Genomic DNA, 14,433 nt, shown 5'->3' with positions numbered 1-14,433 from the left:
GCCCCCGCTCGCGATGTGATCGCGGCGGGGGCTTTTTTGCGCCAGGGGCCTCGGCCCATCATCTCATTCGCGCTGAGAGGAGGTGTCGGGCGCCTTGCGGTCTGCTGATGCGGTTTCGTCAGCGGCCTCGTGGTCGTCGAGGGCTGGGTGCTGCTCCTCGACCATGCCTTCAGTCGGGGCGTCGCTCTCTTTCTCGGTCTCGTTCTCGCTGTCGCTGTCGCGAAGGCGCACATGCTGCAGGCGGTGGCGCAGGGCGGGATCGAACAGGTCGCGGCCGTGCACCTGCAGGTCTTCCAGCGCTTCGCCGAAGCATAGCTGGCCGCTCTCCAGCCAGATGAACTCCAGCTCCAGCAGGGTATCGAGCAGGCCGCTGAACAGACGCTTGTCGAAGAACTCCGGCGCATTGAGGCCCGACAGCAGGGTCAGGCGTTCGGCCAGGGCGCCGGAATGGCTCTCGAGGGACTCGCGGTCCAGCGTGCCGCTGCCGTGCTGCAACAGGGCGGCGATCAACAGATAGCCGCGTTCCAGCGTCGGTTGTACCGGCTGAGCCAGCAGGCGCAGCTGCTCGGAAGGCTCCTGACTGGCCACCGGACGGGACCAGCGCTCCGGAGTGTCGCCAGTCGCGGCTTGATGCTCCAGCAGGCCTTCCTCGCTCATCAGAGCCAGCGTGGCGGCGATATCCGCCTTCAGCTCAGGGGCCTCGGGGACGAACAGCTCGCGCACCAGCAGCGGCCAGGCGGGACTGATCTGGTCTTCCAGTGCCTCGAGGGTGTACTGGGCCGTATTGCGGAAGGCGAAGGCGATCAGCGCCGGCAACGCCAGCAGGTGCAGCACGTTGTTGCGATACCAGGTCAGCAGACTGGCCTGCTCCGGGGTGGCGATCACCAGCTCGCCAAGACTCTGCGGGCGCAGGGTGACCAGCCCCAGATGGGCACAGTGTGCGACCCACTCTTCCGGCGTGCCCTCGGGCAGGCTGTGGTCATGGCGACCCGGCAGCTTGTCGGCCAGACGCACCAGCATCGCCAGCTGGCGTTGCAGCAGGCTGGCCTCGATGGCGTGGTGGGCGGTGGACAGCAGCACCAGCGCCGTCAGCGAGACCGGATTGAGCGCGGCGGCGGCATTGATGCGCGTGGCGATTTCATGCCCCAGTTGCGGCACCGCCTGGGTCAGCCATTCCGGGCGGCGCTGATGACGGCTGGCCTTCCAGTCCGGCGCGGTCTCATCCAGCCATTCGCCCAGCTTGAGCGGCTCGCCGATGTTCAGGTAGACCTTGCCGAAGGGCTGCTTGAGCTGGCCGAGCACGCGGATGAGGTCCAGCGGTGATTCCTTCTTCTTGCTGGCTCCCGACAGTTCGCGCTGATAGCTCAGGCTCTCGAAGACCTTCTCGTAGCCGATGTAGACCGGCACGAAGGCCACTTCGCGGCGCGTATCACGCAGGAAGGAGCGCAGGGTCATCGCCAGCATGCCCGGACGCGGGGGCAGCATGCGGCCGGTGCGTGAACGCCCCCCCTCGATGAAGTATTCCAGCGGGTGGCCACGGGTGATCAGCTGGTGCACGTACTCGTCGAAGACGGTGGCGTACAGGCGATTGCCGCGGAAGCTTCTGCGCAGGAAGAAGGCGCCGCCACGGCGCAGGATCGGGCCGATGATCGGCATGTCGAGGTTCTTGCCCGCGGCGACGTGGGGTGTCATCAGGCCCTCGTGGAACAGCACGTAGGACAGCAGCAGGTAGTCGATATGGCTGCGATGGCAGGGCACGTAGATCAGCTCGCAGTCGCCGGCGATCGCCTTGACCTGCGACATGCCGCGCACTTCGACACCGTCGTAGAGCTTGTGCCACAGCCGCTTGAGGGCATGCGCCAGAAAGCGCTGCACCGGATAGCCCATGTTGGAGGCGATCTCGCGACCATACTGCAGGGCGCGCTTCTCCAGACGTGCCGGTGGCTGATTCTGCTCGCGTGCCAGCTCGCTGATCACGTCCTGCACGGCGGGCGCCTTCTGCAGGTTGCGAATCATGGTGTGGCGGTGGGAGAGGTCTGGCCCCAGCAGGCGGGTACGTACGCGGCGGAAGTGCACGCGCAGCAGGCGCGAGATGCGGCGGTGCGCCAGCGCCGAGTCCTGCGGGCCTTCCCTGAGCGCTTCGTGCAGCTTGAGCGGCTGGCCGAAATGCACATCCACCGAGCGGCCATGGGCCAGAATCGCGATGGCGCGGCGCAGCACGCCCGTCACCCGCCAGCTATCGGCGGAGATGAACTTCCAGAAGCCGAATTCCTTGCCCGGGGCACGCCCCCAGAACACGCTGACCGGCACCAGCTGCACCTCGACATCACTCGGGGCGTCTTCCAGCGCGGCGATCAACTTGGCCAGGCGGCGTGACAGCAGGCTCCTGTCGCTGCGCGAGCGACGCAACAGACGGAGACGGGAGTGGCTCAGGCGCAGGTCGCCTATGCTCAGAGGCAGGGTCGGCGAGGGCAGGCCGCGTGCCTCGCACAGCTGCTCGACCACCAGCTCGTCGGACAATGCCTGGTAGGGGAAGACGTAGACCACCGGCAGCGTCGGGTCGAGGTTCAAGGCGCTGTGGTCCAACGCATTGATGTCGGGCTCCACCGCGCGCAGCTCCACCCACTTGTCCAGCAGACGGCGACTGACATTGCGCAACGGGCGCAAGACTAAGGTGACTGGCGACATGGTGAGGCTCTCGCAGGTGTGGACAAGGACGGACTACCGGAAACGACAATCTGTCGGCGTTCACGAATAAAGCATCGGGACGATGAATGAGGGTTGATTGCGACGTTTTCATGGTCTGGCTGGTAGCGTTCAGCGCAAGCATGATATTGAACATTATACGCATTCTGCCCGCAGACGCCGTGGCAGAGTACTTGGTGGCAGAGTACTTGGTGACTGAGTGCGTAGTGACGAAGCGCACAGTGGCAGCATCTGGCGGTGCACCGTCATGGGCATCGCCATCTGTATCGTGCCGTGCAGGGAAATGACGGGAGGCAAGGCATGCTGGGAATGTGGCGATCAGGCAATCGATTCACCTTGCTGCCGGAAGGCGCGCGTTTTCTGCCCAGCATGCTGGAGGCGGTGGAATCCGCGCGCCATTCCATCCTGCTCGAGCTGTATCTGGCCGAGAGCGGCCACCTCAGTCGCGTCCTGATCGATGCGCTGTGTGGCGCGCGCCGCCGCGGCGTGACGGTGCTGGTGCTGCTGGATGGCTTCGGCTCGCTGGGCCTCGAGGAAGCTGACCGCCAGCGCATGATCGAGGCCGATATCCAGCTCAGGATCTACAACCCGCTTTCCTGGTGGCGGCTGGGGCGCAATCTGACGCGTGACCATCGCAAGCTTCTGGTGGTCGATGGGGAGGTGGGCTTTACCGGCGGCTTCGGTGCGGTGGATGTCTTCGCCGAGGCCTGGTCGGAAGTCGCGATACGCATCGAGGGGCCGTGCATCAGTGACTGGGTGCGCCTGTTCGCACGCGTGTGGGACTCCGCGGCCAGTCGTGGCCATGGCAGTCGGCTGGCGGTGCGCAGCATCAATGTGCGGGCGTGCCGGGTCGAGGGCTATCTGAGCATGCGTGGGCGGGTGGTCTGGGGGCATGGTTTCCGCTATCAGGCCATCCGTCATTCCCTGCAGCATCAGGCCAGCAGCTCACGCAAGCGGCTGTGGATCTGCACGCCATACTTCGTGCCGACCTTCAGCATGCGGCGGCGTCTCAAGCGTGCGGCGCGTAGGGGTGTCGATGTCCGACTGCTGATCGCCGGCCAGCATCATGACCACCCGGGCGTGCGTTCGGCGGGGCAGCGCTTCTATGCCGGGCTGCTCAAGGCGGGCGTGCGTATCCATGAATTCCAGCCCCGCTTTCTGCATGCCAAGTTCTCGCTGGCGGATGACTGGGTGACGCTGGGGTCGTGCAACTTCGATCATTGGAGCCTGCAGTGGAATCTGGAGGCCAATCAGGAGGTGCAGGACCATCGCTTCGCCGCCGACGTCGCCACGCTGTTCGAGCATCACTTCGCCCACAGTGTCGAGATCACCCAGGCCGCCTGGCAGCGTCGGCCGTTGATGCAGCGCTGTCGCGAGTGGGGCTATGGCACCCTGGATAGCCTGGTGACGCGGCTGCGCTGAGCGGCTCGCAGCTGTCAGACACGGCTGCGTGGAACCAAAACGCCGGACGACCCATGAGGTCGCCCGGCGTTGTCGTTTTCAAGGCTGCATGGCGTTAAGAGCGCCATGGCGGGATCAGCGCTTCTTGCCGCCGCCCTTGCCACCGTTCTTGTTGCCACCCTTGCCAGCGCCCTTGTTGCCGGCGTGCTTGCTGCGCGGAATGCCGGCTGCGCCCGGTGCGGCGGAACCCTTGCGACGCGGCGACGGCTTGGGGCTTTCCGGCGGGACACGGTAGAGCAGGTAGAGGTCCAGCAGCAGTTCCGGCAGCTGGTTGACGAAGCGCTGGGCACCGATCGGGTCGGCGATCAGCTCACCGATCTCCGGGTCTTCATCGTCGAAGACGCCGGAGATGGCCATGAACGGCAGCAGCAGTTCGGCGGCCGCCTCTTCCTGGGTGCCGAACCAGGCCTCCTCGTCCATGAACACGCCTTCCATGAAGCCGGCACACCAGTCACCGATCGGTGTCTCGACCGGGTCGGCACCGCCCAGTTCCAGCTCGAACAGCAGTTCCGGCAGCACGCCGTGCTCGAGGGCATCGATGGCGTTGGCGCGCATCTGCTCGAACAGGGAGACGACTTCCGCTTCCTGCTGCGGGCTTTCGTAGCTTGGCTGCCCCTGGAAGAGTTCCGGCAGCCACAGGCTGGAGGGCACTTCGCGCGGTGCGATGGCCAGTGCCAGCATGAAGCCATGCGCACTGATGATATCGAGAGCTTCCGGGCCGACGATGTCGGACTCGAGGAATTCGTCGAGGATGTCGAGGGATTCATCATCCAGCAGCGGCTGGGTCTGGACAGGCTCGGCCATGGGGGAGTCTCACGTGCGATAAGGGGAGAAGTCGAACAGTGCCGCCTGGCTACCTGGGTGAACCAAGGGGAACCGGGCAGGCGTGAATGGCGCTAGTGTATCATTTCACGCCTCGAGGAGTGGTACGCTCGCTCGTCATCGGCTCATCCATGCCTTCGCTCTGCTGTCTGGTCATCGTGTCATGTCATCATCCACTCGTCGTGTCGTCAGTCGTCATCGCTTTGCGCCCGATCATGCTCTGGCCTGCCTGGGGGAGACCCCCGCGACGCCACTGCCGCTGGCCGATGCCGCCGCGCTCGAGGCGCTGACGGCGCCTGCCCTGCACGCGACGCTGGAGGCGCAGGTGCTGGCATGTCTGGCGCGCGCACGCACCCTGTTCCCCGAGCTGCGCATGCCGTCGGTCTCCTGCCGTCTCAAGGGGCGCACGGCGGGCACGGCGGATTCGGCGCGCCAGCGGCTGCGCTTCAATTGGCAACTGCTCAGCGAGAATCGCCATCACTTCCTCAGCCAGACCGTCCCCCATGAGGTCGCGCACTGGGTGGTGATGGAGGTGGTCGAGCGCGCCGGCAAGACGCGTGTCAAACCGCATGGCCCCGAGTGGCAGCAAGTGATGACCAACCTCTACGGCATCCCGCCGGAGGTGACGCATCGCATGGATGTCTCGACTGCCAGCCCGACGCCCTGGGCCTATGGTTGTGGCTGCGATACCGCGCACTATTTCAGCTCGCGACGCCATGCCAATGCCCAGCGCGGTCACCGCTATCGCTGTCGGCGCTGTGGCCAGGAATTGAGCGGTCCCTTGAATGACCCGGCGCGCAATGCGTCGACTGCGCGTTGAAGCGCATTTCGCTCGCCTGCGCGTCATTGCAAAGTGCGAGTCGCGCCAGGAGGTGTCTTTTCAGGCGGTTTCTGTCCTCCGAACGTCGCTGTGACCTTGGTGTAATTTGTTGATAAACAGTTGAAATAATTAGTAAAAATTTATCTACCAAGGTCTAGTGTGTGGCCCCCCCATCCTTGGGTTTAAGCTGAAACGGACTTGTCCCGACTCGCCAGTGCGTCACGCATGTCGCGAGCCGCCAGCCAATCCGTCAGAGGTCACGCCACATGAGCGAACATGCCAAGGTTCATCCGGTCACTCCCGATGTCGCCGCCCACGCCTGGGCAGACCGCGAGCGCTATCAGGCCATGTATCAGCAGTCCGTCGAGGCGCCGGAGACATTCTGGGCCGAGCAGGCCCAGTCACTGGACTGGTTCGATGCGCCCTCGGTGATCCGCAATACCAACTTCGGCCCCGGTGATGTCGATGTACGCTGGTTCGAGGACGGCAAGCTCAACGTGGCGCACAACTGCCTCGATCGCCACCTCGCCGAGCGTGGCGATCAGGTTGCCATCATCTGGGAAGGGGATGACCCGAACGAGTCCCAGTCGATCACCTATCGCGAGCTGCACGCGCGTGTCAGCCAGTTTGCCAATGGCCTCAAGGAGTTGGGCGTCAAGCGGGGCGATGTGGTCACGCTGTACATGCCGATGATTCCCGAAGCCGCGATGGCGATGCTGGCCTGTACGCGCATCGGTGCCGTGCACTCGGTGGTGTTCGGCGGCTTCTCGCCGGACGCGCTGGCGGGGCGTATCGTCGATTCCAGCTCGCGCATCGTGATCACCGCCGATGAGTCACTGCGGGGTGGCAAGCGTGTGCCGCTCAAGGAGAACGTCGATGAGGCGCTGGAGCGTGATGGCACCGACTGTGTCGACCACGTGCTGGTGGTGCGGCGTACCGGCGGTGAGGTGAACTGGGGCAGCCGCGATGCCTGGTTCCATGAGCTGGTGGACCGTCAGTCCAGTGACTGCCCGGCCGAGGCGATGGGCGCGGAAGACCCGCTGTTCATCCTCTACACCTCCGGCTCCACCGGCACGCCCAAGGGCCTGAAGCACACCACGGGCGGTTATCTGCTCTATGCCGCGATGACCCATCGCTACGTGTTCGATTATCACGATGGCGATATCTACTGGTGCACGGCGGATGTCGGCTGGGTGACGGGCCACAGCTACATCGTCTACGGACCGCTGGCCAATGGCGCGACCACGCTGATGTTCGAGGGTGTGCCCAGCTATCCGACCCACGGGCGCATCGGCGAGGTCGTCGACAAGCACCAGGTCAATATTCTCTATACCGCCCCGACCGCCGTGCGTGCGCTGATGGCACACGGTGACAGCGTGATGGACTCAAGTTCGCGCACGAGCCTGCGGCTGCTCGGCTCGGTGGGCGAGCCGATCAACCCCGAGGCCTGGGAGTGGTTCCACCGCGTGATCGGCAATGGCAATTGCCCGCTGGTGGACACCTGGTGGCAGACCGAGACCGGCGGCATCATGATCGCGCCGCTGCCGGGCGCGACCGATCTCAAGCCGGGCTCCGCCACGCTGCCGTTCTTCGGTGTGCAGCCGGCGCTGGTCGACAACGAGGGCAATATCCTCGAGGGCGCGACCGAAGGCAACCTGGTGATTCTCGACAGCTGGCCGGGGCAGGCACGTTCGATCTGGGGCAATCACGAACGCTACGTGCAGACCTACTTCTCCACCTATGCGGGCATGTATTTCACCGGTGACGGCTGTCGTCGCGACGAGGATGGTTATTACTGGATCACCGGGCGCGTCGATGATGTGCTCAACGTCTCTGGCCACCGCATGGGCACCGCCGAGATCGAGTCCTCGCTGGTGGCGCATGAAGCGGTCGCCGAGGCCGCCGTGGTCGGCTATCCCCATGACATCAAGGGCCAGGGCATCTACATCTACGTGACGCTCAACGACGGTATCGAAGCCAGTGATGAGCTCAAGAAGACGCTGACCCAGTGGGTGCGCAAGGACATCGGTCCGATCGCCTCGCCGGATGTCATCCAGTGGGCGCCGGGGCTGCCCAAGACGCGATCCGGCAAGATCATGCGCCGCATCCTCAGAAAGATCGCCGCCAACGAGACCGACGGCCTCGGCGATACCTCGACCCTGGCGGACCCGTCAGTGGTGGACGACCTGATCGAGCAGCGCGCCAACCGCTGAACGCGTCGAGTACCGGTCATCGAGGCCTGACAAGACACGCAGCGACAGCGAAGCGCGGGAGCCTGGCTCCCGCGCTTTTTTGTGCGCCTGTCCGGGGACATCTGTCTGTTCGTATTCCTGGCCCGCGCTTTTGCGCTGTGCGAGACGTGAAAGGTTGGCCATCGAGGAGGCGCTGGCTTGATAATGACGCGCCAGCGCATGTGCCCGCGGAGTCCATTCGCGCCTCGCTGCGCATTTCCCCAATCAATTCATGATCAAGGCCGCCCCCATGTCAGCAGGCAAGTCGGATGCATCCTGCCCCGCCTCTCAGCCAGCCAGTTCTCCCGCCGCGTCGTCCAATGAGGGCGAGAATCGTCCCCGCGCCGTCATCCTGATGTGCCTGTCGGCGATCTCGTTCGCGCTGATGGGGGCGATGGTCAAGCTGAGCGGCGACCTGCCGCTGTTCGAGAAGGTCTTCGTGCGCAACCTGGTCAGTCTCGGCGTGGCGGTGGTGATGGTGCGCATGGCGGGCGCGCGCCTGCTGGGCCACTGGCATCACCAGCCGATGCTGATGGCGCGGTCACTGATCGGCCTCGGCGGCGTGATGAGCTTCTTCTACGCCATCGATCATCTGCTGCTGGCAGATGCGACTATTCTGAATAAGCTATCGCCGTTCTTCGTCAGCCTGTTCGCCGGCCTCTTCCTGGCCGAGCGCCTTGGTGGCTGGCGGCTGGTCGGCATGCTGGTCGCCTTCTCTGGCGCGGCGCTGGTCATCAAGCCGCAACTGGCATTTGCCGAGGGCGGGGTGGAGGCATTGTTGCCCGCCATGGTCGGGCTGGGTTCGGCAATGCTGGCGGGGGCGGCCTATACGCTCATCCGTGCGATGAAAGGGCGCGAGGCCTCGGCGACCATCGTGCTGCATTTCTCGCTGGTCTCCAGTGTGGTGACATTGGTGCCGATGTTGATGAATCCGGTGATGCCGAGCGGCCCTCAGGCGCTGGCCTTGCTGGGCATCGGCATCTTTGCGGCCGGCGGTCAGATTCTGATGACCACCGCCTATCGCCTCGCACCGGCGGGGGAAGTGTCGATCTATTCCTATCTGACCATCGTGTTTTCGGCACTGGCGGGCTGGGCCATCTGGGGGGAGGTGCCGGATATCGCCAGTCTGATCGGCTTCGTGCTGATTGCCGGTGTCGCATTGATCGGCTGGCATGCCAGTCGCGTTGCGGGTAGGGTTGTCTGACTCACCATCCCCAGGATGCTGTCAGAATCAGCGCACGGATTGTTCGCTCGCCGGGCATCAATCCGTGCGATACTCGTGTTCCCCGAGCGAAACATCAGTACATCTTCCGATGGTGGGCTGCTTTGTTAAACGCACGTTTTATGGGGTAACATGCCAGAAAATAACGGCGATTGTTGACCGGCCAGGAAGGTCGGTGATGATCACCATCGGGGTTTTGGAGGAGACTCAATGGCCTTTGCCCAGAAGTTCATCGTTGCAGACGATCACCCGCTCTTTCGTGCCGCACTGACCCAGGCGCTTAGACAAGTCGCCTCTCAGGCGGAGATCGTCGAGGCTGACAGCATGGAAGCGACCAACGAAGTCGTTGCCCGCCATCCCGATGCCGACCTGATCCTGTTGGACCTGCACATGCCGGGAGCCCACGGCTTCTCCGGTCTGATCCAGTTGCGTGGCCAGACACCGGACATCCCGGTGGCGGTCGTGTCCGGTAGCGAGGAGCCCTACGTGGTGCGCCGCGCCATCGATTATGGGGCCTCCGGCTTCATTCCCAAGTCCGCCAGCCTCGACGTCATCGCCGAAGCCATCGGCGAGATCCTCGAAGGTGAGGTCTGGCTGCCGACGGACATCGCCGAGGCCATGGGCGAGTCTTCCGAAGATGAATCGCGCTTCGCCGAGGCGATCGCGTCACTGACGCCGCAGCAGTTCCGCGTGCTCAACATGCTGACGGAAGGTCTGCTCAACAAGCAGATCGCCTATGAGCTGAATGTGTCCGAGGCCACCATCAAGGCCCACGTGACCGCCATTCTGCGCAAGCTGGGCGTGCATTCGCGTACCCAGGCCGTCATCGCGGCCCAGCGTCTGGAAGTCGAGCCGCCGAAAGTCCGCTCCTGATCCTGCGTCAGCGCTTGAGCTGAGGCTCTCCTCGAGAGTCTTGCCTTCAAGCCACAAAAAGCCCGCCCTGTCGCTGACAGGGCGGGCTTTTTGCGTCATGGATAAAAGAGTTAAGGACGAAAGAGCGACAGGCCAGCCCGCCTGATCAGGGGGCTGGGTCATCCGTCGCGGCGTCGGGGGCATCACTCGCGCCACTGGTGTGCTTCTCGGCGCGGTTGGCCTGCAGGGTGCGCGTCAGCAGCGCACGCAGCGCGGCGGGCCGCACCGGCTTGAGCAGCAGGTGATAGCCCGCACGGCGCACTTCCTCGGCGACCTCATCGGTGCGGTCAGCGGTGATCACGATGCCCGGCACCGAGCCCGCCAGACGTTCATCCAGCGCATCCAGCGCCATCAGGCCAGTCACCTCGTTGTCGAGGTGGTAGTCGGCGAGGATGGCATCCGGATCACCATCCAGGTTGCGGATCACCGACTTGGCGCCGCCGATCGAGGTCGCCGTGAATACCTCGCAACCCCAGCCGGACAGCATCGCCTTCATGCCCTCGAGAATCAGGCTCTCGTTGTCGATGCACAGGACGCGAGTGCCGGTCAGCTTGTTGCCGGCGCGCTTGCGAGCCGGCACGGCATCCGGCAGCTCGGCCGCCGGCAGCTCCTTGCTGATCGGCACGCTGACGGCGAAGACGGTGCCGATGCCGACCCAGCTGCGCACCGTGATCGGGTGGTCGAGCACCCGGCTCATGCGTTCGGCGATCGACAGCCCCAGGCCGAGCCCCTTCTCGCTTTCCTTGTGACGCTCGGTCTGATCGAGGCGCCGGAATTCCTGGAAGATCTCGGTCAGCTTCGACTCGGGAATGCCGGGGCCGGTGTCCCAGACCTCGATGCGAATGCGATCGCCCAGACGGCGGCAGCCCAGCAGCACATGGCCCTGGCGGGTATAGCGCACCGCGTTGGAGAGGAAGTTCTGCACGATGCGTCTGAGCATCTGGCCGTCGGAATCCACCGCCAGCTGCGTCATCACCACTTTCAGGTCCAGTCCGCGGTCTTCCGCCATCACCTCGAACTCGGCCTTGAGCGGCTTGAGGATGTCGGAGAGGCGGAACACGCTGCGGCGTGGCGCCAGTGCCCCGGCATCCAGCTTGGAGATGTCGAGCAGGGTGCTGAGCAGTTCCTCGGCGGCCTGCAGCGAGTTGTCGATGTGATTGGTGGTGGTCTTCATCTCGCCTTCGACCTGCTGGGCGAGGGCAGAGGTGAACAGGCGCGCCGCATTCAGTGGCTGCAGCAGGTCGTGACTGGCCGCGGCCAGGAAGCGTGTCTTGGAGGCGTTGGCATCCTCGGCCAGCTGCTTGGCCTGACGCAGTGCCTGCTCGGCCTCGGCGCGCACGCGGTTCTCGGTGCGCAGGGCCTCGTTGACCTGTGACAGCTCCTGGGTACGCACGCGCACGCGCTCCTCCAGGTTCTCGTTGGTCTCCTTGAGGGCGATCTCCGCCAGGCGTCGCTCGGTGATGTCCTGATAGAGCGCGAAGAAGCCGAGGATGTTGCCCTTGGTGCTGAAGTGCGGCGTATAGGTGACCAGCATGTAGCGCACACCGCCTTCCGGGGCTTCCAGCGAGATCTCGAAGGAGACCCGCTCACCGGACAGCGCGCGCGTCATCCACGGCGCGCGTTGGCGATAGATGTCTTCTGGCATCGCCTCTTCGGCGGGCTCGCCGATCACGGCGGTACGGTCGATGCCCATCACCGCTTCATAGGCACGGTTGGTGAAGAGGTAGCGACACTCCTTGTCGAAGTAGGCGATCAGCGCCGGCACGTTGTCGGTGTAGATGCGGATGTTGTTTTCCGAGCGGATCAACGCCTCTTCGGTGCGCTTCTGCTGGGTGATGTCCTGATAGGTGTAGACGAAGCCGCCACCGGGCATCGGGTTGCCCTGGATCTCCATCACGCTGTCATCCTGGCGATAGCGCACGTAGCGGTGCGGCTCGCCGTTGCGGATGGCATCCAGCAGCTGGTCGACGTGTTCTTCGGGGTCGCCCGGGCCGTATTCGCCGTTGTGGGCGTTGTAGCGGAAGATGCGATCGATCGGCGCACCGACCCGGATCAGGTTGTCAGGGAAGCGGAACATGTCCAGGTAGCGCTGGTTCCACACCACCAGGCGCATGTGCTGGTCGACCACGCTGATGCCCTGGTGGATGTTCTCGATGGTCGCCTGCAGCAGGGCGCGATTGAATTCGAGCACCTGCGAGGCTTCATCGACGATGGAGATGACATCCGAGATGCCGATGCCGCGACCCTGCAGCGCCGAGTTGACGACGATGCGTGCCGAGGAGGCGCCGAGTACCGAGGCCAGGAAGCGTTCGGTGAACTGGATCAGGTCGATGGAGGCGCGTGCATGCAGCTCCAGCGGCTGGCCGCTGCGGCGTGCGTAGTCCTCGAAGGCGCGCTCGACCTGCTCGTGGCTCAGGAAGCGTTCGCACAGGACGCGCAGGTCCGAGACGGAGGTGGAGCCGGTCCAGGGGCGCGAGACGCTGGTCTGGCGGGTCTCGACACTGTCGACGAACAGCGAGGCCTGGATGCGCTCGACCACGCGCTGCGGCGTCATCTGCGAGACGAAGATGTAGCAGAACAGGTTCAGGCCGAGCGACAGCATCACGCCGTGGGTCAGCGGGTCATTGAAGCGGAAGCCGAACAGGCCATGCGGCGACAGCCAGTCGATGCCCAGCGGCCCTTGGTTGACGATCTCGGCCGGCATCAGACCCGCCTGTGCCAGTGCCGGCACGAGCAGGGTCCAGGCCCAGACCGCGAAGCCGACATTCAGGCCGACGATGACGCCGAGGCGGTTGCCACGCTTCCAGTAGAGGCCACCCATCAGCGAGGGCGCGAACTGGGCGACGGCGGCAAACGACAGCAAGCCGATGGCCGAGAGGGTGCTGTATTCGGCGATCAGCAGATAGAAGCCGTAGGCCAGCGCCAGGATCATCACGATGGTCAGACGGCGCGCCAGCAACACGATATGGCTGTAGTCGCGTGCCTCGGTATCGAACCAGCGCAGGCGGAACAACAGCGGAATCACGATCTCGTTGGAGATCATGATCGAGACCGCGACGGCGGCGACGATCACCATGCCGGTGGCGGCGGAGAAGCCGCCGATGAAGGTCAGCAGGGTCAGCCAGGTCTGGTCCGCCGCCATCGGCAGTGCCAGCACGAAGCTGTCCGGTGACACCGAACCATCGGGGAACATGGTCAGGCCGGCGGCGGCGATCGGCAGCACGAAGAAGGAGATGGCGACCAGGTAGATCGGGAACATCCAGCGCGCACGCCGGGCGTCATCGTGGTGGGTGTTCTCGACCACCGCGACGTGGAACTGACGCGGCAGGCAGAAGATCGCCAGCATCGCCAGCAGCGTCTGGGCCCAGAAGCCGGTGCCGAAGGTCTGGGTCTCCAGCTGCTGTTGCAGCTCCAGATAGGTATCGGCCTTGGTGAACAGGTCGCCCAGGCCATTGAACATGCCCCAGGTGACATAGACGCCCAGGGTCAGGAAGGCGACCAGCTTGACCAGCGATTCGAAGGCGATCGCCTGCAACAGGCCGACATGGTGCTCGGTGGCGTCGGTATGGCGGGTGCCGAACAGGATGGCGAACAGCGCCATGATCGCCGCGACATAGAAGGCGGTATCGCCCAGCCAGGCGGTCCGCGTGACATCGCTGGTGTCGGTGAGTACCTGATAGGCACTCGAGACGGCCTTCAGCTGCAGGGCGATGTAGGGCAGGGTGCCGACCAGGGCCACCAGCGAGGCGAACACCGCCAGCGACTGCGTCTTGCCGTAGCGCGAGGCGATGAAGTCGGCGATCGAGGTGATGTTCTGGCGCTTGGCGACCCGAATCATCTTGAGCAGGATCGGCCAGAACAGCAGACAGGCCAGAATCGGCCCGATGAAGATGCTCAGATAACTCCAGCCGCTGGTCGCGGCCTGCCCGACGCTGCCGTAGAAGGTCCAGCTGGTGCAGTAGACCGCAAGCCCCAGACTGTAGACCGCTGGGCGCCGATTCGGCGACCCGTGTTTCTTGGCGTTGCGATCCCCCCGCCATGCAATCGTGAACAGCACCGCGATATATGCGAGTGCCACTGCGATCAGCCACCAACCCTGGAACATGTCGCTCTCCTCTCTGGAAGCGCCATTCTACGCAGCCCCGCCACGAGTCCCAAGCACTGTGCATGACAGACTCGGCGTCTTGAGAGTCGTGGGGAAGAGGCTGTGTCTTCCATTGCCACGCAGATGCCTCGCTGGCGGCCCTCAAGAAGTGGTA

Annotated in this window: 8 protein-coding genes; 5 read left to right on the top strand and 3 right to left on the bottom strand. The window is 64.5% G+C overall.

Annotated elements, in window-relative coordinates:
- Window positions 1-63: 63 nt before the first annotated feature.
- Window positions 64-2,688: a glycerol-3-phosphate 1-O-acyltransferase PlsB gene (gene plsB / locus CLAM6_RS15035; protein ID WP_153636537.1), complete on the bottom strand. Its 2,625-nt coding sequence runs from the start codon at window positions 2,686-2,688 to the stop codon at window positions 64-66.
- A 318-nt stretch (window positions 2,689-3,006) separates the two neighbouring features.
- Here plsB and CLAM6_RS15030 point away from each other — a divergent pair, with 318 nt between their 5' ends.
- On the top strand, window positions 3,007-4,128 hold the full coding sequence (locus CLAM6_RS15030; RefSeq protein ID WP_054556850.1) for a phospholipase D-like domain-containing protein: 1,122 nt from the start codon (window positions 3,007-3,009) through the stop codon (window positions 4,126-4,128).
- A 114-nt stretch (window positions 4,129-4,242) separates the two neighbouring features.
- On the opposite strand, the gene CLAM6_RS15025 is transcribed toward CLAM6_RS15030, so the two are convergent.
- Window positions 4,243-4,971 carry a YecA/YgfB family protein gene (locus tag CLAM6_RS15025; RefSeq protein ID WP_064503292.1) on the bottom strand — a complete coding sequence of 243 codons (729 nt, stop codon included), beginning with the start codon at window positions 4,969-4,971 and terminating at the stop codon, window positions 4,243-4,245.
- 181 nt (window positions 4,972-5,152) lie between these two features.
- Between CLAM6_RS15025 and CLAM6_RS15020 the strand changes: the two genes are divergently transcribed.
- From CLAM6_RS15020 to CLAM6_RS15005, 4 genes are all read left to right on the top strand, one after another.
- Window positions 5,153-5,809 (top strand): SprT family zinc-dependent metalloprotease, encoded by a 657-nt coding sequence (locus CLAM6_RS15020; RefSeq protein ID WP_153636536.1) that lies wholly within the window; start codon window positions 5,153-5,155, stop codon window positions 5,807-5,809.
- 266 nt (window positions 5,810-6,075) lie between these two features.
- A complete protein-coding gene (gene acs, locus CLAM6_RS15015; protein WP_153636535.1) occupies window positions 6,076-8,022 on the top strand; it encodes an acetate--CoA ligase in 1,947 nt (648 codons plus the stop codon).
- Between the two features lie 268 nt (window positions 8,023-8,290).
- Window positions 8,291-9,244 (top strand): DMT family transporter, encoded by a 954-nt coding sequence (locus tag CLAM6_RS15010; protein WP_242007697.1) that lies wholly within the window; start codon window positions 8,291-8,293, stop codon window positions 9,242-9,244.
- A gap of 228 nt (window positions 9,245-9,472) precedes the next feature.
- Entirely contained in the window at window positions 9,473-10,135 is a 663-nt protein-coding gene (locus CLAM6_RS15005) for a response regulator (RefSeq protein ID WP_043333788.1), read from the top strand.
- 145 nt (window positions 10,136-10,280) lie between these two features.
- Here the strand turns inward: CLAM6_RS15005 and CLAM6_RS15000 are convergent, their stop codons facing one another.
- Window positions 10,281-14,279: a hybrid sensor histidine kinase/response regulator gene (locus CLAM6_RS15000; protein WP_153636534.1), complete on the bottom strand. Its 3,999-nt coding sequence runs from the start codon at window positions 14,277-14,279 to the stop codon at window positions 10,281-10,283.
- Window positions 14,280-14,433 lie beyond the last annotated feature (154 nt).

This window comes from Cobetia sp. AM6 (genome assembly GCF_009617955.1).
Lineage (GTDB): Bacteria > Pseudomonadota > Gammaproteobacteria > Pseudomonadales > Halomonadaceae > Cobetia > Cobetia amphilecti.
Note: the sequence above shows the minus strand (reverse complement) of the source record. Positions and strands in the feature narration are given on the sequence as shown.

Coding starts and splice junctions, on each gene's coding strand:
- plsB (WP_153636537.1), bottom strand. CDS start 2,688: ATGTCGCCAGTCACCTTAGTCTTGCGCCCGTTGCGCAATGTCAGTCGC.
- CLAM6_RS15030 (WP_054556850.1), top strand. CDS start 3,007: ATGCTGGGAATGTGGCGATCAGGCAATCGATTCACCTTGCTGCCGGAA.
- CLAM6_RS15025 (WP_064503292.1), bottom strand. CDS start 4,971: ATGGCCGAGCCTGTCCAGACCCAGCCGCTGCTGGATGATGAATCCCTC.
- CLAM6_RS15020 (WP_153636536.1), top strand. CDS start 5,153: ATGTCATCATCCACTCGTCGTGTCGTCAGTCGTCATCGCTTTGCGCCC.
- acs (WP_153636535.1), top strand. CDS start 6,076: ATGAGCGAACATGCCAAGGTTCATCCGGTCACTCCCGATGTCGCCGCC.
- CLAM6_RS15010 (WP_242007697.1), top strand. CDS start 8,291: ATGTCAGCAGGCAAGTCGGATGCATCCTGCCCCGCCTCTCAGCCAGCC.
- CLAM6_RS15005 (WP_043333788.1), top strand. CDS start 9,473: ATGGCCTTTGCCCAGAAGTTCATCGTTGCAGACGATCACCCGCTCTTT.
- CLAM6_RS15000 (WP_153636534.1), bottom strand. CDS start 14,279: ATGTTCCAGGGTTGGTGGCTGATCGCAGTGGCACTCGCATATATCGCG.